This is a genomic window from Azospirillum sp. TSO35-2, assembly GCF_003116095.1.
Lineage (GTDB): Bacteria > Pseudomonadota > Alphaproteobacteria > Azospirillales > Azospirillaceae > Azospirillum.
The window spans coordinates 2,980,506-3,000,399 of record NZ_LGRA01000021.1 but is presented as its reverse complement, the minus strand read 5'-3'; the positions used below and the strand labels follow the sequence as shown (position 1 = coordinate 3,000,399).

General features: G+C 69.4%; 18 protein-coding genes. 14 read left to right on the top strand and 4 right to left on the bottom strand.

Going from position 1 to position 19,894, the window contains the following annotated elements:
- Positions 1 to 137 precede the first annotated feature (137 nt).
- Together TSO352_RS29580 and TSO352_RS29575 are read left to right on the top strand one after the other, a co-directional pair.
- The gene (locus TSO352_RS29580) at positions 138 to 764 is read left to right on the top strand and encodes an ATP-dependent Clp protease proteolytic subunit (protein WP_109110616.1); all 627 of its coding nucleotides are present in this window, start codon (positions 138 to 140) and stop codon (positions 762 to 764) included.
- Positions 765 to 902: 138 nt separating this feature from the next.
- Positions 903 to 1,340, top strand: a complete 438-nt coding sequence (locus TSO352_RS29575; protein ID WP_109110615.1) for a PRC-barrel domain-containing protein — start codon at positions 903 to 905, stop codon at positions 1,338 to 1,340.
- 91 nt (positions 1,341 to 1,431) lie between these two features.
- Here TSO352_RS29575 and TSO352_RS29570 read toward each other — a convergent pair whose 3' ends face one another.
- Positions 1,432 to 1,734 (bottom strand): hypothetical protein, encoded by a 303-nt coding sequence (locus TSO352_RS29570; protein WP_109110614.1) that lies wholly within the window; start codon positions 1,732 to 1,734, stop codon positions 1,432 to 1,434.
- 70 nt (positions 1,735 to 1,804) lie between these two features.
- Entirely contained in the window at positions 1,805 to 2,968 is a 1,164-nt protein-coding gene (locus tag TSO352_RS29565) for an OpgC domain-containing protein (RefSeq protein WP_109110613.1), read from the bottom strand.
- Positions 2,969 to 3,427: 459 nt separating this feature from the next.
- On the opposite strand from TSO352_RS29565, the gene TSO352_RS29560 reads away from it, so the two are divergent.
- Positions 3,428 to 4,276 carry a DUF2243 domain-containing protein gene (locus tag TSO352_RS29560; protein WP_247872504.1) on the top strand — a complete coding sequence of 283 codons (849 nt, stop codon included), beginning with the start codon at positions 3,428 to 3,430 and terminating at the stop codon, positions 4,274 to 4,276.
- On the opposite strand, the gene TSO352_RS29555 is transcribed toward TSO352_RS29560, so the two are convergent.
- Complete coding sequence (locus TSO352_RS29555) at positions 4,254 to 5,189, bottom strand: RNA polymerase factor sigma-32 (RefSeq protein WP_109110611.1); 936 nt, start codon at positions 5,187 to 5,189, stop codon at positions 4,254 to 4,256. The genes TSO352_RS29560 and TSO352_RS29555 overlap by 23 nt on opposite strands.
- A gap of 549 nt (positions 5,190 to 5,738) precedes the next feature.
- Between TSO352_RS29555 and TSO352_RS29550 the strand changes: the two genes are divergently transcribed.
- From TSO352_RS29550 to TSO352_RS29530, 5 genes are all read left to right on the top strand, one after another.
- Positions 5,739 to 6,425, top strand: coding sequence for a peptidoglycan-binding domain-containing protein (locus tag TSO352_RS29550; protein WP_109110610.1), 687 nt, complete (start codon positions 5,739 to 5,741; stop codon positions 6,423 to 6,425).
- A gap of 224 nt (positions 6,426 to 6,649) precedes the next feature.
- Positions 6,650 to 7,693, top strand: a complete 1,044-nt coding sequence (locus TSO352_RS29545; RefSeq protein ID WP_109110609.1) for a LysR family transcriptional regulator — start codon at positions 6,650 to 6,652, stop codon at positions 7,691 to 7,693.
- A gap of 151 nt (positions 7,694 to 7,844) precedes the next feature.
- Positions 7,845 to 8,699, top strand: coding sequence for an alpha/beta hydrolase (locus TSO352_RS29540; RefSeq protein WP_109110608.1), 855 nt, complete (start codon positions 7,845 to 7,847; stop codon positions 8,697 to 8,699).
- 32 nt (positions 8,700 to 8,731) lie between these two features.
- Entirely contained in the window at positions 8,732 to 9,922 is a 1,191-nt protein-coding gene (locus TSO352_RS29535) for an efflux RND transporter periplasmic adaptor subunit (protein WP_109110607.1), read from the top strand.
- Between the two features lie 23 nt (positions 9,923 to 9,945).
- Positions 9,946 to 13,143: an efflux RND transporter permease subunit gene (locus tag TSO352_RS29530; RefSeq protein ID WP_109110606.1), complete on the top strand. Its 3,198-nt coding sequence runs from the start codon at positions 9,946 to 9,948 to the stop codon at positions 13,141 to 13,143.
- 84 nt (positions 13,144 to 13,227) lie between these two features.
- Here TSO352_RS29530 and TSO352_RS29525 read toward each other — a convergent pair whose 3' ends face one another.
- Positions 13,228 to 14,139 carry a LysR family transcriptional regulator gene (locus TSO352_RS29525; protein ID WP_109110605.1) on the bottom strand — a complete coding sequence of 304 codons (912 nt, stop codon included), beginning with the start codon at positions 14,137 to 14,139 and terminating at the stop codon, positions 13,228 to 13,230.
- A gap of 269 nt (positions 14,140 to 14,408) precedes the next feature.
- Between TSO352_RS29525 and TSO352_RS29520 the strand changes: the two genes are divergently transcribed.
- The 6 genes from TSO352_RS29520 to torT all read left to right on the top strand — a co-directional run bounded on the left by TSO352_RS29520 (position 14,409) and on the right by torT (position 19,890).
- Positions 14,409 to 15,194: a 5-oxoprolinase subunit PxpA gene (locus TSO352_RS29520; RefSeq protein ID WP_109110604.1), complete on the top strand. Its 786-nt coding sequence runs from the start codon at positions 14,409 to 14,411 to the stop codon at positions 15,192 to 15,194.
- 61 nt (positions 15,195 to 15,255) lie between these two features.
- Positions 15,256 to 15,492, top strand: a complete 237-nt coding sequence (locus TSO352_RS29515) for an acetyl-CoA carboxylase (RefSeq protein ID WP_109110603.1) — start codon at positions 15,256 to 15,258, stop codon at positions 15,490 to 15,492.
- A gap of 4 nt (positions 15,493 to 15,496) precedes the next feature.
- Complete coding sequence (locus tag TSO352_RS29510; RefSeq protein ID WP_109110602.1) at positions 15,497 to 16,876, top strand: acetyl-CoA carboxylase biotin carboxylase subunit; 1,380 nt, start codon at positions 15,497 to 15,499, stop codon at positions 16,874 to 16,876.
- 9 nt (positions 16,877 to 16,885) lie between these two features.
- Complete coding sequence (locus TSO352_RS29505; RefSeq protein WP_109110601.1) at positions 16,886 to 17,761, top strand: allophanate hydrolase subunit 1; 876 nt, start codon at positions 16,886 to 16,888, stop codon at positions 17,759 to 17,761.
- The gene (locus TSO352_RS29500) at positions 17,751 to 18,722 is read left to right on the top strand and encodes a biotin-dependent carboxyltransferase family protein (RefSeq protein WP_109110600.1); all 972 of its coding nucleotides are present in this window, start codon (positions 17,751 to 17,753) and stop codon (positions 18,720 to 18,722) included. The genes TSO352_RS29505 and TSO352_RS29500 overlap by 11 nt, the downstream gene beginning before the upstream one ends.
- Positions 18,723 to 18,810: 88 nt before the next feature.
- Positions 18,811 to 19,890 (top strand): TMAO reductase system periplasmic protein TorT, encoded by a 1,080-nt coding sequence (gene torT, locus TSO352_RS29495; RefSeq protein WP_109110599.1) that lies wholly within the window; start codon positions 18,811 to 18,813, stop codon positions 19,888 to 19,890.
- Positions 19,891 to 19,894: the final 4 nt, after the last annotated feature.

Genomic DNA, 19,894 nt, shown 5'->3' with positions numbered 1-19,894 from the left:
TCCCGACCGATTTTGGCCTGCCGGACGTTGAACATGCAGCCCGGACAGGCTATGTGGAGACTTGGCAAGGCGCAATGCGGCTCCGGGTCCGACGAGGGTCCGCAGCCCCGCTTCCGATATCAGGGAGAAGAACATCAATGGCGCAGGTCGGATACACCCGGTTCGACGATGAACCGGAAAAGGAACCGGACGAAAAGTCGAAGGACAGCGCCCAGCCGCCGTTCGCCGCCGTTCAGCAGAGCCTGTTCAAGGCGCGCACGGTCCTGATCTTCGGTCAGATCGACATGAAGCTGGCGCAGGCCGTTTCGGCGCAGCTGCTGGCGTTCGCCCATGAGAGCGACGACGACGTCACCGTGGTGGTCAACTCGCCCGGTGGTCACGTCGAGGCCGGCGACACCATCCACGACATGATCCGCTTCATCAAGCCGCGGGTGAAGATGCTGGGCACGGGCTGGGTCGCCAGCGCCGGCTGCCACATCTTCCTGGCGGCGAACAAGGAAGACCGCTTCTGCCTGCCCAACACCCGCTTCCTGATCCACCAGCCGCTGGGCGGGACGGGCGGCCGGGCGACGGACATCGCCATCGAGGCGAAGGAAATCATCCGCATGCGCGAGCGTCTGAACAAGATCATCGCGCGTGAGACCGGGCAGACGCTGGAAAAGGTCTCCAAGGACACCGATCGCAACTATTGGATGATGGCGGACGAGGCCAAGGAATACGGCATCGTCAGTCACATCATCAACACGATGGACGAGCTGAAGTAAGCGTTCCGCAACCGTCCGGAATACCAGGGGGCCTTTCTCAAATCGGGGGAAAGGCCCCTTTCTTTTGGCTGCAATGAAACCTTCCCGCAGACTGCGCCGTTCATCGGGGACAACATCCACGCAAGATGGAGCCAACCGATGAAACGCTACCTTCTTCTGGGCTGCACCGCCGCCATGCTTGCCGCCACGCCGGCCCTGGCTGCGTCCGACCACAGCGTCACCAAGTCCAACAATCCAACGGTTGCGGCCGTCGACGACCGCGCCGATCCGGCGCTGCTGCGGATGCATGTCGATCAGTTGAAGGGGAAGGACATCTACGGCAGCAAGGGCGAGAACATGGCGGAGATCGAGGATGTCGTCCGCTACAACAACCAGCTCTACGCCGTGCTCGACGTCGACCACACCGTGGATGTCAGCGACAAGGACGTCGTCCTGCCGCTGAGCAAGCTGCACATGAAGGGCAGCAAGCTGACCCTGAACATGACCGAGAAGGAACTCCAGGGACTGGAGAAGTGGCAGAAGGGCCGCTACGAGTCCGTCAAGGGCAAGGGTCCCCTGAGCGAATTGTCGCACTGAGGCCAACGCGCCTCTCCGGCGCGAAACGACAAAGGCGGCGGAGGGAAACCTCCGCCGCCTTTTTGGCGCAGCAACCTGATGAGGCGCCGGCTCAGGCCGAAAGGTCGAGCAGCGATCCGCGGGCGGAGCCGCGATAGCCCTGGGCGTTCACCCGCGCGCCCAGCGCCGCCGCGGTCGTGTCGACCGTCTGGCCGCCCTGGGTTCCCGACCGGGCGTCGCGCGTCTGTTCGGACTTGCCGGTGGCCTGCGGCGCGGCCGCGGTCTGGGTGCGCACCGACGGAGCGGTCTGCTGCGCCGCCTGGACTGCCGGAGACATGGCGATCTGCGCCGCGGGCGTCAGCTGCGGGGTCGGCTTCAACGTCTGGTAGGACGGTATGGCCGGATTGATTTGCATTCCGGGATTATGCGCCGTCCGACCGCAGGATTCAAGACGCTCAGCCGTAGCTTGCCGGATCGACGCCGGGTCAGGGCGTCTCCGCCGCAACCGTCGCGGTGGGGGCCGGGGAAACACCCCGGCGCGTCCGCCGACGCTCCAGCACCATCGCCAACAGCACCAGCGCCGCCATGCCGCCCAGGTTGACCGCCAGGACGGTCGCCATGCTCCGGTCGGCCAGCAGCAACAGCACGGTGCCGGTGAAGGACAGCACCACCCCGACGCAGAACACCGGCAGCGAATGGCGGCCGCAGGCGGTCAGCAGCCGCGCCGGGCCGGAGCGCAGCCACGCGGCGTCGCGCGGCACCAGCAGCGCCGCGGCGCAGACCAGCGCCAGGAAATGCAGCAGCCGCATCGGCTCCAGACTGTGCTTTCCGGCCCAGGGAATGGTGTCCGCCGGCAGCCATGGATGCAGCGAAACGGGCAGCAGCGACCGGCCGAGGTCGGACGCCGCCCCCTTCCACAGCGCCATGCCGACCACCACCGCCAGCGCCGCCACCAGCAGCCAGGGCGAACGCGGCAACCTCAGCCGGCCGCTGCGCACGACCAGGGCCAGCGTCGTGCCCAGGAAGAAGACGCACTGCCACGCCAGCGGGCTGAAGTTCCAGCCGCCCTGCCACAGGTTGGGAGGCGTCGCCTCCGGCACGGCCTGGGCGGCCAGATACAGCGCAACCGACGCCACCACCGCCGCCCAGCCGAAGCGGGCGTAGGACCACAGGAAAACCGGAGCGGCGGCAACCAGAACGATGTAGAGCGCCAGGATGTCGAGCGCGAAGGGCAGATACAGCAGAACCAGATGCCACGCCATCGCCGTCACCGGGCTGTCGAACAGCGGCGCGAAGCTGGCCAGCCGGTTGGAGGCGGTGATCGGCAGGTCGGCGCCATGGACCGCCGCGGCGACGACCAGGGCGCAGGCGAGCATGGTGGCGATGTTCGCCGCCCACAAATGGCGGCAGCGGGCCAGCGCCTTGCCCAGGCAGGCGGCGAAGCCGCGCTCCGCCAGGACCGGACCGTAGGCCAGCGCCACGGCGTAGCCGGAGATGAAGACGAAGATCTCCGCCGAATCGGACGGTCCGAAACGGCCGGGCATCACCTTCGCCAGCGGGTTGGTCCCGACGTGGTTGATGAAGATGATGAGAAGGGCCACGCCCTTGAAAAGGTCGAGACGGACGTCCCTCGCCTGACGCTCCAGCATGCGGCCCTGCCTCTCCTGTCGTCGCGGTTCCCGGCCCCCGTCCACAACATGTCCACAACGCAGAATGGCCGTCGCCGGCCCGGGGCACCGCTGCCGGCACGGCGGTGTCCCCGATTGGCCGGCGGGGGTGTGACGGTCACCACCTCCGGCCAGGACCGGCGTAAAGTCGTGGCGAGGGAGCCCGGAAGGTTTCATGTCGCCACCGGGGATGTAACCCACCATGGCCAGTTTCGCCGCCATGGTGGCGGACGCGATCGGAGTTCCTTCCATCGCAGCGCCATGGGGAGAAGGGGTTACGTCCTTCACGCCAGGGCTGCGCGATCCGGGTCGCGCCGGTCGGTGCACGGATGTCGGTGGAGGACGCCCGCCGGTGGGGACGCCCGCCGGTGGTTGGCCGGAACCAGCGCGCCGCGCCGCCGTTTGGAAAGCGGATGCCGACCACGCGGAGGAAGGGGCGCCATGTCCGCCATGGACGTCGACAGCGGCCGGCCGCCGGTGCCCGCCCCGAACGGGCGGGAACGCCGGCTTCTGCTGGCCGGCGGCAGCCTCGGCTTTGCGCTGGGCGGGTTCTTCGACGGGATCCTGCTGCACCAGATCCTGCAATGGCACCATCTGCTCTCGGCCATCGACGCCCCGGCCTTCCGCGACATCCGGGTGCAGATCCTGGCGGACGGGCTGTTCCACGCGCTGATGTACGTCATCGCCGCGGCCGGGCTGTGGCTGCTGTGGCGCGGCCGCGATGCCCTGGCTGCCGGGCGCGTCACCGGGCGGGCGTTGGCCGGGGTGGCGCTGATCGGGTTCGGGGTGTGGCACATGCTGGACGGCGTGCTGTCGCACTGGCTGCTGGGCATCCACCGCATCCGCATGGACGTCGAGGACAAGCTGTTCTGGGACCTGCTGTGGTTCGTCATCTTCGGGGTCGCCGTCGCCGTGGCCGGCTGGTGGCTTCAGCGGTCCGACCGGAACGCCGCTCCGCCGACCGGTGGCGGCGGGCGACGGCGGGTGGTTCCGGTGCTGCTGGCCCTGCTGGTGACCATCGCCGGTCCGGTCGCCGCCCTGCCGCCGCCGGGCGCCACCGCCACCATGGTGGTGTTCCGCCCCGGCACCGGCGCCGCCGAGGTCGCCGCGGCCCTGGCGGCGGTGAACGGGCGGATGGTGTGGAGCGACCCGTCGGGCCGGCTGTGGGCCTTCGACCTGCCGGAACCGGGCAGCGGCTGGCGCCTGTACCGCCACGGCGCCCTTCTGGTCGGCAACACGCTGCTTCCCGCCGGCTGCCTCAACGGGGTCAGGACCGGGCCGGCCCGCTGATCCGGCCACCCGCCCGTCCCTTCCGCCCCGTGGACGCGCCCGGCCGCGGTCCGGACGGCGTGGTGGCGGCCCGGCCGGCCAGAACGGCCTTGCGAACGGTCTGCATCGCCGCCGCCTCGATCTGGCCGATGCGCTGGCGCGACAGGTTGAAGCGCCGGCTCAACTCGTCGGCGGTCACCGGTTCGTCCAGCAGGCGGCGGGCGATCAGGATCTGGCGGTCCCGCGCGTTCAGCTTGTCGAGCCCCAGCGCGATCAGCCGCCGGCGCTGGACGTGCTCCTCCGCCTCGGCCAGCGTGGTTTCCTGGTCGGCCTGGTCGTCGGCCAGCAGGTCCTGCCATTCCAGGCCGTCATCCTCCCCGACCGTGGCGTTCAAGGAACGGTCGGCCGACAGGCGGCGGTTCATCTCCACCACGTCGCGCTCCGGCAGGTCGAGTTCGGCGGCGATGGTGGCGGTCGCCTCCGGTGACAGGTCGCCGCTCTCCAGCTCCGCCAGCCGGGCCTTCAGGTGGCGCAGGCTGAAGAACAGGGTGCGGTGGGCGCTGCTGGAGCCGATCTTCACCAGCGACCAGTTCTGCAGGACATAATCCTGGATGGCCGCGCGGATCCACCAGTGGGCGTAGGTGGAGAAGCGGTAGCCCCTCTCCGGATCGAACTTCCGCGCCGCGCGCATCAGCCCGATGTTCCCCTCCGCCACCAGATCGGCCAGCGGCAGGCCGTAGCGTTGGAACCGTTTGGCGACACCGACCGCCAGCCGCAGATGGCTGCCGACCAGCCGGTCGAGCGCGTCGGCGTCGTCCCGCCCGCGCCAGCGGCGGGCAAGGTCGCGCTCCTCCTCCGGAGCGAGTTGGTCGTATTTGCGCATGTCCCTCAGATAGAGGGACAGCGGTTCGGTCGAACGGTGTTGGCTCGGCATTCGTAACTCCCTTCCCCGACCGCCCATCGCTCTGCAAAGCCGCCGGGCCGACCGTGCCGGCCAGCCGCAGACCGGGAAACGGCGGTCGGCGGCGCCTGGGCCCAGAGCCAGCCGCCGTCGCGTGAAACGCATGAAATCAAGGGTATCGGGGATGATGCTCATGTAGGCCCGAACGGTCGTCGATCAAGGCGTTCCGGGCCGCGCAAGGGGGGATCCCGGTGACCGGACCGCAGGCCCTTACGGATAGCCCGCTTCGGTGGCGATCCGCGTTCCCGACCCTCATCCGGGCCGCGGCGCGGCCGCTCGATCGCCCGCATCCAACGCTCCGGAGCGTGTTCCGCTCCCTCGCTTTCGCCGCAATCGACGCCCGGACGCCGTCGTTTTTCCGGATGGTGTAGAGGTTCGGCCGAAAATCCCCGGACGGGGTCAGGGAACAAGCCGGCGTCCTGCTGATTGTTGTTGGTATGACCCAGCTGTCGCTTGCCGGGCGGCAGGACAGTTCTTGCCGCACGGGGCGGCGGGTCGCCAACACAGAAAAGGATCGCAACCATGCGTGGGATTCCCAAGAGCTTGATGACCGCGGCGGCGGTCGGCGCCCTGTTCGCGCTCAGCGCCTGCGGCAGCACGGAAACCTCGCGGACGGCGACCGGCGCCGGCAGCGGCGCGGTGGCCGGCGCGGTGGTCGGCGGCCCGGTCGGTGCCGTGGTCGGCGGTGTCGGCGGCGCCGTCGCCGGCAACAGCATGGACGAGGGGCTGGGCAAGAAGACCGACCGCTGGACCGACAAGGCGAGCAAGGAGGTCAGCGACGCCCGCTCCGACAACACGACCCACACCGGAAAGTCCCACCGGACGTCGGGCGGCATGACCGCCGCCGGCATGAGCCACGAGCGCGTCCGCGACCTGCAGCAGGCGCTGAACGACCACAACGACGGCCGCGACATCACCGTCGACGGCATCTGGGGCGCCAGCACCCGCCGCGCCCTGATCAAGTTCCAGCGCGACAATGGCCTGAAGGCCACCGGCCGGGCCGACGACCGCACGCTGTCCGCGCTGAACCTGAACGACCATACCGGCACCTCGTCCGGCAGTTCGACCGGCAATGCGGGCGACCGGAGCACCACCGGGCGGTCGTCCGGCACCTCGCGCGACACCACCATGCCGAACGACACGATGCGGAACGACGGCACGGGGACGCAGGGCACCACCACCGGGCAGCCGGGCACGCAGGCGCAATGATGCGCCACCGGCGGACGTGACGGTCCGCAGGCACCGCGGCGGCGATCCGTCCGCCGCGGTGTCGAACGGCCACTCCACCGGACCCCGCGCCGCTCGGGCCCCACCCGGATCCGGCCCCGCGCCCCAGCCATGACCGTCCGGACAGTCGACAGCGCCGAAGGCCGTGGTTAAATAGCCGGGCCGCCTGTCGGGCGGCGTGGAACCACGGGCGGGACGGGGCGACCATGGACAAGCTTCACGCGATGCGCGTCTTCGTTCGGGTGGTGGAGGTCAACAGCTTTTCCAAAGCCGCCGACACGCTGGGCCTGCCGCGGGCGTCGGTCACCACCACCATCCAGAATCTCGAAGCCCAGCTGGGCGTCCGGCTGCTCCAGCGCACGACGCGCAAGCTGAGCCTGACGCTCGACGGCGCCGCCTATCTGGAGGGCGCCACCCGCATCCTCCAGGACCTGGAGGAGGTCGAAGCCTCCTTCACCAGCGCGCGCAAGACGCCGCGCGGGCGGCTGCGCGTCGACATGCCCGGTTCGATCGGCCGGCTGATGATCATCCCGGCGATCCACGAGTTCCACCGCGCCTATCCCGACATCGAGATCATGATCGGCATGAGCGACCGGCCGATCGACCTGATCCAGGAGGGGGTGGACTGCGTCCTGCGCGTCGGCGACCTGCAGGATTCCAGCCTGATCGCCCGGCGGGTCGGCGCCTTCCGCCCGGTGACCTGCGCCAGCCCGTCCTACATCGCCGCCCACGGCGTGCCGGAGACGCTGGAGGATCTGGAGCGCCACGTCGCCGTCAACTATTTCAGCCGCACCGGCAAGGTCCACGAGCTGAGCTTCGTGCGCGACGGCGAGGAGCACGAGGTGAAGATGGCCGGCACGGTGTCGGTGAACGACGCCGACGCCTACGTCACCTGTGGGCTGGAGGGGCTGGGGATCATCCAGCCCGCCCGCTTCATGGTCCTGCCCCACCTGCGCAGCGGCGCCCTGGTGGAATTCCTCACGGAATGGCGCCCGGCCCTGATGCCGATCTCCGCCCTCTACCCGCAAAACCGCCACCTGTCGCCGAAGGTGCGCGTCTTCGTCGACTGGCTCGCCGAGCTGTTCGAACGCTGTCCGCTGATGCAGGGCGAGGATCTGCCCCTCGACGCCTGCGGCGGCGAGGCCCCCAAGAAGGGCAAGCCGGAAAAGGTCAAGCCGGAGAAGGCGTTGCCGGTTGCCGTCGACTCCGTCGCCATGGAGGCGGACGGCGCCTGCCTGTGCGTGATTTGACCCTGTGCGTCGGTTGACGGGGCAGGCGCCCCGGCGATTGTTCATCCGATCCGAATTGTGTTGACGCTGACCCAGTATTTATTCAGCTGCGTCAAGACGCCACACTCCCTCCTGTTGCAATACGGGAGGGGTGCCGCGGCACCGGAGCGGAATGGGACGGTCATCAAGGCCACAAAGCAGCGCGTCGCAGCCGGCCGCCACGCCCTGCCCGTTCGAGGTCGATGAGCGGACCATCGCCGGCCACGCCCAGGACATCCGGCTGCGGCTGTACCGGCCGCTGATCGGGTTGGCGGTGCCGGCGCTGCTCTACCTGCATGGCGGCGGCTTCACCTCCGGCTCGCTGGACGAGGCGGAGGACAGCGCGGCGGCCATCGCGGCGGCGGTGCCGGCGCTGGTGGTGTCGGTCGGCTACTCGCTGGCCCCCGCCCACCCCTTCCCGGCCGCTGCCCAGGACGCCTACCGCGCCGCGGTGTGGACCGCCGGGACGGCGCGCGAGCTGGGGCTGGCCGACGGCGGGCTGGGGGTTGCCGGTTACGACGCCGGCGGCCATGTCGCCACCTCGCTGACCTTCCTCGCCCGCGACCTGGGGGGCGTCGCCATCGCCGCCCAGGCGCTGCTCGGCCCGATGCTCGACCCCAGCCTGACACGGGCCAGCCGCACCGGTGCCGGTGAGGAGCGCGTGGCGCCGTTCGATCCGACGATGGCGAGCTGTGCCCGCTGCTACCGCGCCTATCTGCCGGACGCGGCGCAGCGCCTGCACCCCTACGCCGCGCCGTTGGAATCGCGGCGGCTGGCCGGGCTGCCCCCGGCGCTGATCGTCACCGCCCAGAACGACCTGCTGCGCGCCGAGGCCGAGCAGTACGCCGCCGGCCTGATCGCCGCCGGCGTGCCGACCGAGGTCACACGCTTCCCCGCCATCTCGCACGACGCCCTGCCCGGCCATCCGCCGGCGCGGCAGGCGGTCGCCGACTTCTTCCGACGCCGGCTGCCCGGCGTCCGCACCTGACCCTTTCCTCCGCCCCGCTGGAGACACGCACCATGTCGATCACATCCCGTTCGAAGCTCGCTCTTGTCCTTCTCGCCGGCATCGCCGCCGCCGGTGGCGCCGGTGTCGTGGTCAGCCAGGGCCACGCCGACGCGCCGCAGACCACGGCCGCCGCCGCCCCGCCGCCGCCCGAGGTCGATGTCGCTCCGGTCGTCGCCCGCAAGATCACCGACTGGCAGTCCTATTCCGGCCGGCTGGAAGCGGTGGACCGGGTGGAGCTGCGCCCGCAGGTCGCCGGCGCCATCACCGCCGTGCATTTCCGCAACGGCGCGCTGGTGCGCCAGGGCGACGTCCTGTTCACCATCGACCCGCGTCCCTATGAGGCGGAGGTCGCCCGGCAGGAGGCGCAGGTCGCCGCCGCCCAGGCCCGCGTCCGCTTCACCGCGTCGGATCTGGAGCGCGCCCAGCGGCTGGTCCGCGACGACACCATTTCCCGCCAGTCGCTGGAGAGCAAGGAGAACGACGCCCGCGCCGCCGCCGCCAACCTGAAGGCCGCCCAGGCGGCGCTGGAGATCGCCCGCATCGACCTGGAGCACACCCAGGTCCGCGCGCCGGTTTCCGGCCGGGTGTCGCGCGCCGAGGTGACGGTCGGCAACGTGGTGGCGGCGGGCGCCACCGCGGCGCCGCTGACCACGCTGGTCTCGGTCTCGCCGATCTACGCCTCGTTCGACGTCGACGAGCAGACCTACCTGACCCACATCGCCGGGGTGAAGGACGCGGCCGGCGTGCCGGTGCAGCTCGGCCTTGCCAACGAGGCGGGCTATTCGCGCGACGGCACGGTGGAGCATGTCGACAACCGCATGGACGCCGTGTCGGGCACCATCCGGGTGCGCGCCCGCTTCGACAACGCCGACGGGCTGCTGGTTCCCGGCCTTTACGCCCGCATCAAGGTCGGTGGCAGCCAGCCGCACGACGCCCTGATGGTCGATGACCGCGCCATCGGCACCGACCAGGACAAGAAGTTCGTCCTGGTCGTCGGCCCGGACGACACCGTCGGCTACCGGGTGATCGTCCCCGGCGCCTTCCAGGCCGGGCTGCGCGTCGTCACCAGCGGGCTGGAGCCCGGCGAGCGCGTCGTCGTCAACGGCCTGCAGCACGCCCGGCCGGGCAGCCGCGTCAGCCCGCGCGTCGTCGCGATGGACGGGACACCCAGCTCGATCCACACCGCCTCCACCGCGCCGTAACGGACACCGCCGGGAGAGCCGTCATGAACATCTCGAAATTCTTCATCGACCGCCCGATCTTCGCGGGGGTGCTGTCCGTGGCGCTGTTCCTGGCGGGCGTGATCTCGCTGTTCCAGTTGCCGATTTCCGAATATCCGGAGGTTGTCCCGCCCTCCGTCGTCGTCCGGGCGCAGTATCCGGGCGCCAACCCCAAGGTCATCGCCGAGACCGTCGCCGCCCCGCTGGAAGAGCAGATCAACGGCGTCGAGAACATGCTGTACATGCAGTCGCAGGCCAACAGCGACGGCAACGTGGCGCTGACCGTCACCTTCAAGCTGGGCACCGACCCGGACAAGGCACAGCAGCTGGTGCAGAACCGTGTCTCGCAAGCGCTGCCCCGCCTGCCGGAGGATGTGCAGCGGCTGGGCGTGACCACGGTCAAAAGCTCGCCCACCCTGACCATGGTCGTGCATCTGCTGTCGCCGAACGACCGCTACGACATGACCTACCTGCGCAACTACGCCATCCTGAACGTCAAGGACCGGCTGAGCCGCATCCAGGGCGTCGGCGAGGTGCAGGTCTGGGGTGCCGGCGACTATTCGATGCGCGTCTGGCTCGACCCCAACAAGGTGGCGGAGCGCGGCCTGACCGCCCCCGACGTCGTCGCGGCGATCCGCGAGCAGAACGTCCAGGTCGCGGCCGGCGTCATCGGTGCCTCGCCCAGCTCGCCCGACACGCCGCTGCAACTGTCGATCAACGCCAAGGGCCGGCTGAAGACGGTCGACGAGTTCGCCGACATCATCCTGAAGGTCGGCAAGGACGGCGGCGTCACCCACCTGCGCGACGTCGCCCGCGTCGAACTGGCCGCGTCGCAATACGGCCTGCGCTCGCTGCTCGACAACCGGTCGGCGGTGGCGATGGCGATCAACCAGGCCCCCGGCGCCAACGCGCTGGCGATCTCCGACCAGGTGCGCGCCACCATGGCCGAGCTGAAGGCCGACATGCCGGAAGGCGTGGATTTCAGCATCGTCTACGACCCCACCCAGTTCGTGCGGTCGAGCATCGAGGCGGTGATCCACACCCTGCTGGAGGCCATCGCGCTGGTGGTGCTGGTGGTGATCGTCTTCCTGCAGACCTGGCGGGCGTCGATCATCCCGCTGCTGGCGGTGCCGGTGTCGATCGTCGGCACCTTCTCCCTGATGCTGCTGCTGGGCTATTCGATCAACGCGCTGTCGCTGTTCGGCATGGTGCTGGCCATCGGCATCGTCGTCGACGACGCCATCGTCGTGGTCGAGAACGTCGAGCGCAACATCGAGTCCGGCCTGTCGGCCAAGGAAGCGACCTACAAGGCGATGCGCGAGGTCAGCGGCCCGATCATCGCCATCGCCCTGACCCTGGTCGCCGTCTTCGTGCCGCTGGCGGCGATGACCGGCCTGTCGGGCGAGTTCTACAAGCAGTTCGCGATGACCATCGCGATTTCCACCGTGATCTCCGCCTTCAACTCGCTGACCCTGTCGCCGGCGCTGTCGGCGGTGCTGCTGCGCGGCCATGACCAGCCGCAGGACTGGCTGACCCGCGGGATGAACCGGGTGTTCGGCGGCTTCTTCCGCCTGTTCAACCGGGTGTTCAACCGCGCGTCCTCCGGCTATGGCCGCGGCGTCGGCGGGGTGGTGCGGCACAAGGGCCTGATGATGCTGGTCTATGTGCTGCTGCTGGCGGTGACCGTGCTGCTCGGCCGCGCGGTGCCGATGGGCTTCGTCCCGGCCCAGGACAAGGAGTACCTGATCAGCTTCGCCCAGTTGCCCAACGGCGCCTCGCTCGACCGCACCGAGGCGGTGATCCGCGAGATGACCGACATCGCCCTGAAGCGTCCCGGCGTGCAGAGCGCCGTCGCCTTCCCCGGCCTGTCGGTCAACGGCTTCACCAACAGCTCCAGCGCCGGCATCGTCTTCGTCACGCTGAAGCCCTTCGCCGAGCGCGGCGATGCCAGCCTGTCGGCCGCCGCCATCGCCGGCGACCTGCAAAAGCGCTACGCCGGCCTGAAGGAAGCCTTCGTCGCCATCTTCCCGCCGCCGCCGGTGATGGGGCTCGGCACGCTGGGCGGCTTCAAGATGCAGGTGGAGGACCGTGGCGCCCTCGGCTACGAGGCGTTGAACGCGGCGGTCGGCGCCTTCGTCAAAAAGGCGATGCAGACGCCGGAGCTGGGACCGACCTTCTCCAGCTACCAGATCAACGTGCCGCAGCTCGACGTCGATCTCGACCGCGTGAAGGCCAAGCAGCAGGGCGTGTCGGTCGGCGATGTGTTCAACACCATGCAGATCTATCTGGGTTCGCTCTACGTCAACGACTTCAACAGCTTCGGCCGCGTCTACCAGGTGCGGGTGCAGGCCGACGCCCCGTTCCGGGCGGAGTCCGGCGACATCGGCCTGCTGAAGACCCGCAACGACCGCGGCGACATGGTGCCGCTGTCCTCGCTGGTCCGGGTGTCGCCCAGCTATGGGCCGGAGATGGTGGTGCGCTACAACGGCTACACGGCGGCCGACATCAACGGCGGGCCGGCGCCGGGCTTCTCCTCCGGTCAGGCCCAGGCGGCGGCCGAGCGCATCGCGGCGGAGACGCTGCCGCGCGGCGTGCGGTTCGAATGGACCGACCTGACCTACCAGCAGATCCTGGCCGGCAACTCGGCGCTGTGGGTGTTCCCGATCAGCATCCTGCTGGTGTTCCTGGTGCTGGCGGCGCAGTACGAAAGCCTGACCCTGCCGCTGGCCATCCTGATGATCGTGCCGATGAGCCTGATGTCGGCGCTGGCCGGCGTGTGGATCACCGGCGGCGACAACAACATCTTCACCCAGATCGGCTTCATGGTGCTGGTCGGCCTGTCGGCGAAGAACGCCATCCTGATCGTCGAGTTCGCCCGCGAACTGGAGGAGGAGGGCCGCAGCACCGTCCAGGCCGCCATCGAGGCCAGCCGCCTGCGCTTGCGGCCGATCCTGATGACCTCCATCGCCTTCATCATGGGCGTGGTGCCGCTGGTGACCTCGGTCGGCGCCGGTGCCGAGATGCGCCACGCCATGGGCGTCGCGGTGTTCGCCGGCATGATCGGCGTCACCCTGTTCGGCCTGATCCTGACCCCGGTCTTCTACGTCCTGCTGCGCCGCATGGCCGGAGCCGGGCGGCGGACGGACCGGGTGGGCGCCGGAGAGGGCGCGGGCCGGACCGCCGGAGCGGTCTCCCACCCCTGAGCGGCGCCGCTAGAGCGGTTCCGTTGCCCCGGCCCCGGTCTGCGTGCTGCAGGCCGGGGCCGCGCGGCGTTTATGGCAGCGCGGTCACCGCGGCATGCGGCTCTGCGGGGTTTGATAGACCTCGCTGAAATGGGTGCGGAACAGGCGCATGGCCGGCGTCAGTTCCACGCCCTGGCGCCAGGCAAGGCCGACATCCATCGCCGGCACCCGTTCGCGCATGATGATCGTCTCGATGCGCTTTCCCTCCAGCGACCATGGCCGGTAGACCATGTCGGAGAGGATGGTCACCCCCTGGCCGTTGGCGACGGTGGAGCGCACCGCCTCGATCGACGAGGTGCGCAGCCGGACGTTGGGGCGGAAGGGCGAGGCGCTCCAGTAGCGGGTCGTCCAATGGGCGGCCTCGTCGACCGTCAGCATGATGTAGGGGTGTTCGGCCACATCCTGCAATCCGACGGAATCGAGTTCCAGCAATCGGTGCCCGGCGGGCACCCACAGCCGCCGCTGGCTGCCGATCAGCGTTTCGGTCGTCAGTTCCGGGTTGCTGATGTTCGACGTCAGGACCACCGCCATGTCGAGCCGGCCGGTGATCAGATTGTCCTCGATCATCTCGCGCGTCAGTTCGTGGATGTGGATGCGCAGATTGGGGTAGCGCCGCTCCAGCCGCTCCAGATGCTGCGGCAGGAAATAGCCGAGCACGGTGTAGCTGGCGCCGATCGACAGGCTGCCGGCGATCTCGGCCCCGGTGTCGGCGGGATGCAGGGCCTCCTCCACGCTCGCCATGATGCGGTGGCTGGCGGCGAGGAAGCGGCGTCCGGTGTCGGTCAGCTCCATCCCCTGCGCCGTCCGGACGAACAGGCGCCCGCCCACCTCGGCCTCCAGTTCCTTGATGGCCGAGGTGATCGCCGACTGCGAAATCGACAGCTCCCGCGCGGCGCGCGACACCTGCCCGAGATTGGCGGTGGCGACGAAATATTTCACATGGCGAAAGTTCAGCACGCCACCCCCTGGGTTTTGTCGTGTCGCATTATCTGGTAATCCGAAAATGCCGGTTTTGTGGGCAGGCTGGCACCGGCTTTACCCCCGCTGAAACCCCTGCTTTGCCTTCATTCCAGGCATATTTTTCCATCTGAAAAATCGATAATGCAATCTCAAAAGTTAGAAATTGCAAAGATTTGGAAACGACATACGCTCATATGGCAAGGCAGCCATTCCGAAAATCATCCGGGCGGCGGCCCGGCCCCAAAGACAAGCAAGGGAGTAAGGCGTTGGCTCGCACAATGGTCGATCTCAACTGTGACCTCGGCGAGGGCTACGGCCAGTGGACTCTCGGCGAGGCCTCCGACGACGCGCTGATGGACCTCATCAGCTCGGCCAACGTCGCCACCGGCTTCCACGCGGGCGATCCCAACCTGATGGACCGCGTGGTGCGGCTGGGCGTGGAACGCGGCGTGGCGCTCGGCGCCCATCCCGGCTACCGCGACCTCCAGGGCTTCGGCCGCCGCGTCATCCAGGCCAAGCCCGACGAGCTGGTGAACGACATCCTCTATCAGGTCGGCGCGCTGCGCGAGTTCGCCCGCCGGCACGGCACCCGCCTGCAACACGTCAAGCCGCACGGCGCCCTCTACATGGAAGCGGCCAAGGACGAGACGCTGTCGCGCCTGATGGTGGAGGCGCTGCTGAAGTCCAGCCCGGACACGCTGCTGTTCTGCATGGACGTCTCGAAGACCTGCGCCGTCGCCGAGGCCGCCGGCCTGCCGGTGATCCGCGAATTCTACGCCGACCGCGACTATGACCGCAGCGGCTCCATCGTCTTCGCCCGCCGCATGCGCCCGCTCGACCCGGCGGAGGTTGCCGACAAGTGCGTCCGCGCCTGCCGCGACGGCAAGGTCCGCACGGTGGAGGGTGACGACATCGACATCGCCTTCGACTCGATCTGCTTCCATTCCGACACGCCGGGGGCGCTGGCGATCGGCACCGCGGTGCGCGGCGCCCTGCTGAAGGACGGCCTCCGCATCGTCGCGGCCGCCGATCTCGTTGCGCAACCGACCTGATTTCCTCCTCACGCCCCAGACGGCCCGTTCAAGAAGGGCCCGTTCAAGAAGGATTGTGTCCATGCCCGAGATCCGCTCTCCCCTGCCCGGCTCCTTCTACCGGCGCCCCGCCCCCGACCAGCCGCCCTTCAAGGAGGTTGGCGACCGGGTGGAGCCGGGCGACGTCATCGGTCTGGTCGAGGTCATGAAGAGCTTCAACGAGATCCGGGCCGACGTCGCCGGGACCATCGTGAGCTTCGCGGTGGAGGACGAGGAGCCGGTGATGGCCGGCGCGGTGCTCGTCGAGCTGGAAGGCTGAGGCGATGGCGATCCGGCGCCTGTTCGTCGCCAACCGCGGCGAGATCGCGGTGCGGATCATCCGCGCCGCCAAGAGCCTGGGCATCGAAACCGTCCAGGCCTATTCCGAAGCCGACCGCGACATGCTGGCGGTGAAACTGGCCGATGCGGCGGTCTGCGTCGGCCGCCCGGCCGCCCGCCACTCCTACCTCAACGCCGCCGGGCTGGTCGCCGCGGCGCGGGAGGCCGGCTGCGACGCCGTCCATCCCGGCTACGGCTTCCTGGCCGAGAACGCCGAGTTCGCCGAAATGGTCGAGGCGTTCGGGCTGGTCTTCGTCGGGCCCAAGGCCGACACCATCCGCCGCATGGGCGACAAGGCCGCCGCCCGCGACGCCGCCATCGCCGCCGGCGTGCCGGTGGTGCCCGGCTCGCAGGGGCGCGTCGCCGATGTCGAAGCGGCGCTCGCCGCGGCCGAGGCCATCGGCTACCCGGTGATGATCAAGGCGGCGGCCGGCGGCGGCGGGCGCGGCATCCGCATCGCCGACACCCCCGACGAGCTGCGCCGCCTCGCCCCGCAGGCCCAGTCGGAGGCCCAGGCCGCCTTCGGCGACGGCGGCCTCTACCTGGAACGGGTCATCGAGAACGCCCGCCACATCGAGGTGCAGATTCTCGGCGACGGGACGCGGGCGGTCCATTGCTTCGAGCGCGAATGCTCGCTCCAGCGCCGCCGCCAGAAGGTGTGGGAGGAGGCGCCGGCCGCCTGCCTCGACGATGCCACCCGGGCGCGGCTGTGCGCCTCGGCGGTGGCGCTGGCCGAGAGCGTCGGCTACCGCGGCGCCGGCACGCTGGAGTATCTCTACGACGAGGCGAGCGGCGCCTTCTACTTCATCGAGATGAACACCCGCATCCAGGTCGAGCATCCGGTGACCGAGATGATCACCGGCATCGATCTGGTGGCGACGATGATCCGCATCGCCGGCGGCGAGCCGCTGCCCGTCACCCAGGACCAGGTGACGCGGACCGGCCACGCCATCGAGGTGCGCATCAACGCCGAGGATCCGGCCGCGGATTTCCGACCCAGCCCCGGCACCATCGAGACGCTGGCCGTGCCGCTGGATCCGGCGGTGCGCTTCGACGGCATGATCTACGAGGGCTACACGGTGCCGCCCTTCTACGATTCGCTGCTCGGCAAGCTGATCGTCCATGGCGCGACCCGTGCCGAGGCGATCGACCGCCTTGCCGCGGCGCTGGAGCGCTTCAGCGTCACCGGCGTCAAGACCACGGTGGCGCTGCACAAGGCGCTGGCCGCCGATCCGGATGTCCGGGCGGGCAAGGCGCACACCCGGTTCCTGGAAGGCTGGCTCGCCGGGAACCCCGCATTCCATCCCCCGAAGGCCGCGCAATAGGAGCACCGGATGCACACCCGCTATTCCTACGGTGGCGACGAGCACATCTTCGTCGAAATGGACGAGGAGATGTCGCTCGAAGCCTTCTTCAAGAGCATGTCGATCACCAACGCGGTGCGTGCCGCGCGGATCGAGGGCATCACCGAGATCTGCCCGGCCAACGGCAGTTTCCAGATCAAGTTCGACCCCGACCGCATCGCCCCCGATGCCCTGATGAGCCGGCTGCAGTCGCTCGAACAGGCGGCGGAGAAGGCCGACAAGCGGCTCGACACCCGCATCATCGAGGTCCCGGTCTTCTACCGCGATCCCTGGACCACCGAGACGCTGATGCGCTTCCGCGAGCGGCACCAGGATCCGCAGAGCACCGACCTGGAGTATGCCGCGCGGATGAACGGCTACGACACGGTGGAACAGTTCATCCACGCCCACCACGCCGCGCCCTGGTTCGTGTCGATGGTCGGGTTCGTCGCCGGGCTGCCCTTCCTCTACCAGCTGGTCGAGCGGTCGCGGCAGATCCAGGTGCCGAAATACCTGCGCCCGCGCACCGACACGCCCAAGCACACCATTGGCCATGGCGGCTGCTTCGGCTGCGTCTATTCGGTGCGCGGGGCCGGCGGCTACCAGATGTTCGGCATCACGCCGATGCCGATCTACGACCCGACCCAGAAGGTCTCCTATCTGCACGAGTTCATGGTGTTCTTCCGGCCGGGCGACATCGTGAAATGGAAGCCGATCGACCGCGAGGAATACGACGCCATCACCGCCGATGTCGCGGCCAACCGGTATGAGCCGCGCATCCGCAAGGTCACCTTCGACCTCGACGGCTTCAACGCGGACATCGACGGCACCAACCAGCGGCTGATGGAGACCCTCCATGGCGTTTAAGGTTCTCAACCCCGGCCTGCTGACGACGGTCCAGGATCTCGGCCGGCCCGGCTATTTCCATCTCGGCATCCCGATGTCGGGGGCGATGGACCGCTACGCGCTGCGCGCCGCCAACCTGCTGGTCGGCAACCCGGAGGGCGCCGCCGCGCTGGAGGCGGTGTTCATGGGCCCGCAGCTCGAGTTCGAGGTGGACGCCACCGTCGCCGTCACCGGCGCCGACCTGCCGGCCCGCGTCGACGGCGAACCGCACCCGGCCTGGACCGCCTTCCCGGTGCGCGCCGGACAGGTGCTGTCCTTCGATTACCTGAAGGGCGGCGCCCGTGCCTACATCGCGATCTCCGGCGGCATCGACACCCCGCCGGCGCTGGGCAGCCGCTCCACCTACATCATCGGTGCGCTCGGCGGTTATCACGGCCGGGCGCTGGCGGCCGGCGACATGGTGCCGCTCGGCCCGCCGCGCGCCGTCCAGCACGGCACCGAGGTGCCCGAGGCGCTGCGCCGCACGGTCGGCAAGAGCGCCGAGCTGCGCGTGCTGCCCGGCCTGTACTGGCGCCTGATCACCGAGGAGGCCGGGCGCAACTTCTTCGAGGACAGCTGGAAGGTGGCGCCGGAGGCCGACCGCATGGGCTATCGCTTCCGCGGCGGCCGTCCCTTCAGCTTCGAGCCGCGCGAGCAGCCGTTCGGCGCCGGCTCCAACCCCTCCAACATCGTCGACGCCTGCTATCCCTACGGCTCGATCCAGGTGCCGGGCGGCACCGAGCCCATCGTGCTGCACCGCGACGCCGTGTCGGGCGGCGGCTATTTCACGCTGGGCGCGGTGGTGTCCGCCGACATGGACCTGATCGGCCAGATGCAGCCGCACACCACCGTCCGCTTCGTCAAGGTCGACATGGAGCAGGCGTTGGCGGCCCGCGCCGACGAGGCGCAGCGGCTGGCCCGCCTGCGGGAGGCGCTGGCCTGAGGCGGCGTCGGCCCGCCCCGTCCTCCTTCCCCCCGATATCCCCGTCCGTCCATCCCATGCCCCATCCCATGCCGTGGAGACCACCCGCATGAACGCCCTCGCTCGCGCTCTCGTTGCCGGTACCGTTCTTGGAAGCTGCCTTGCCGCCGCCGTCCCGGCCTCGGCCGCCGACTGGTTTCCCTACCCGGCGGTGGAGGTGACGCCCGCCTTCTCCGCCGACGGCAAGCCGAAGGACATCACCTACAGCCCGCTGCCCAAGGCGGCCAAGGCGTGGGACATCTGCGTCTCCTTCCCGCACATGAAGGACGCCTATTGGCTGGGCGTCGACTACGGCGTGGTGCAGGAGGCCAAGCGGCTGGGGGTCAAGGCCAACGTGGTGGAGGCCGGCGGCTACACCGAGCTGAACAAGCAGATCAGCCAGATCGAGGATTGCGTGGCGCGCGGGGCCAACGCCGTGGTGATCGGCGCCATCTCCTTCGACGGCCTGAACAATCTGGTGGCCGAACTGGCGAAGAAGAACATCCCGGTGATCGACGTCATCAACGGCATCTCCTCGCCGGCGCTGACCGCCAAGTCGCTGGTGTCCTTCCACACCATGGGGGCGGAGGCCGGGCGCTACCTCGCCGCCAGGCACCCGGCCGGCAGCCCACCGGTCAAGGTCGGCTGGTTCCCCGGCCCGGCCGGCGCCGGCTGGGTCGAGGCCGCCAACAAGGGCTTCCAGGAGGCGGTGGCCGGCTCGGCGGTCCAGGTGCTGGAGCCGCGCTACGGCGACACCGGCAAGGAGGCGCAGCTCCGCTTGGTCGAGGACGTCTTGCAGGCGACGCCCGACGTCAAATACATCGCCGGCACCGCGGTGACCGCCGAAGCGGCGCAGGGCCTGCTGCGCGAACGCGGGCTGACGGACAAGGTCGGGCTGATCGCCTTCTACATGACGCCCGGCGTCTACCAGGGCATCAAGCGCGGCTTCATCCAGGCGGCGCCGGCCGATTCCATGGTCATCCAGGGCCGGATCGCCATCGACCAGGCGGTGCGCGCGCTGGAGAAGCAGGAATTGGTCCGCCATGTCGGCCCGAAGATCTTCGTCGTCGACAAGGCCAACGTCGGCACCGTGCCCCACGACAGCATCCTGCCGCCCGACAACTTCAGCCCGGTCTTCAGCGTGAAGTGATCGG

What these genes read in the sequence shown, in the direction of transcription:
- TSO352_RS29580 (WP_109110616.1), top strand. Translation starts at nt 138, where the DNA reads ATGGCGCAGGTCGGATACACCCGGTTCGACGATGAACCGGAAAAGGAA.
- TSO352_RS29575 (WP_109110615.1), top strand. Translation starts at nt 903, where the DNA reads ATGAAACGCTACCTTCTTCTGGGCTGCACCGCCGCCATGCTTGCCGCC.
- TSO352_RS29570 (WP_109110614.1), bottom strand. Translation starts at nt 1,734, where the DNA reads ATGCAAATCAATCCGGCCATACCGTCCTACCAGACGTTGAAGCCGACC.
- TSO352_RS29565 (WP_109110613.1), bottom strand. Translation starts at nt 2,968, where the DNA reads ATGCTGGAGCGTCAGGCGAGGGACGTCCGTCTCGACCTTTTCAAGGGC.
- TSO352_RS29560 (WP_247872504.1), top strand. Translation starts at nt 3,428, where the DNA reads ATGTCCGCCATGGACGTCGACAGCGGCCGGCCGCCGGTGCCCGCCCCG.
- TSO352_RS29555 (WP_109110611.1), bottom strand. Translation starts at nt 5,189, where the DNA reads ATGCCGAGCCAACACCGTTCGACCGAACCGCTGTCCCTCTATCTGAGG.
- TSO352_RS29550 (WP_109110610.1), top strand. Translation starts at nt 5,739, where the DNA reads ATGCGTGGGATTCCCAAGAGCTTGATGACCGCGGCGGCGGTCGGCGCC.
- TSO352_RS29545 (WP_109110609.1), top strand. Translation starts at nt 6,650, where the DNA reads ATGGACAAGCTTCACGCGATGCGCGTCTTCGTTCGGGTGGTGGAGGTC.
- TSO352_RS29540 (WP_109110608.1), top strand. Translation starts at nt 7,845, where the DNA reads ATGGGACGGTCATCAAGGCCACAAAGCAGCGCGTCGCAGCCGGCCGCC.
- TSO352_RS29535 (WP_109110607.1), top strand. Translation starts at nt 8,732, where the DNA reads ATGTCGATCACATCCCGTTCGAAGCTCGCTCTTGTCCTTCTCGCCGGC.
- TSO352_RS29530 (WP_109110606.1), top strand. Translation starts at nt 9,946, where the DNA reads ATGAACATCTCGAAATTCTTCATCGACCGCCCGATCTTCGCGGGGGTG.
- TSO352_RS29515 (WP_109110603.1), top strand. Translation starts at nt 15,256, where the DNA reads ATGCCCGAGATCCGCTCTCCCCTGCCCGGCTCCTTCTACCGGCGCCCC.
- TSO352_RS29510 (WP_109110602.1), top strand. Translation starts at nt 15,497, where the DNA reads ATGGCGATCCGGCGCCTGTTCGTCGCCAACCGCGGCGAGATCGCGGTG.
- TSO352_RS29505 (WP_109110601.1), top strand. Translation starts at nt 16,886, where the DNA reads ATGCACACCCGCTATTCCTACGGTGGCGACGAGCACATCTTCGTCGAA.
- TSO352_RS29500 (WP_109110600.1), top strand. Translation starts at nt 17,751, where the DNA reads ATGGCGTTTAAGGTTCTCAACCCCGGCCTGCTGACGACGGTCCAGGAT.
- torT (WP_109110599.1), top strand. Translation starts at nt 18,811, where the DNA reads ATGAACGCCCTCGCTCGCGCTCTCGTTGCCGGTACCGTTCTTGGAAGC.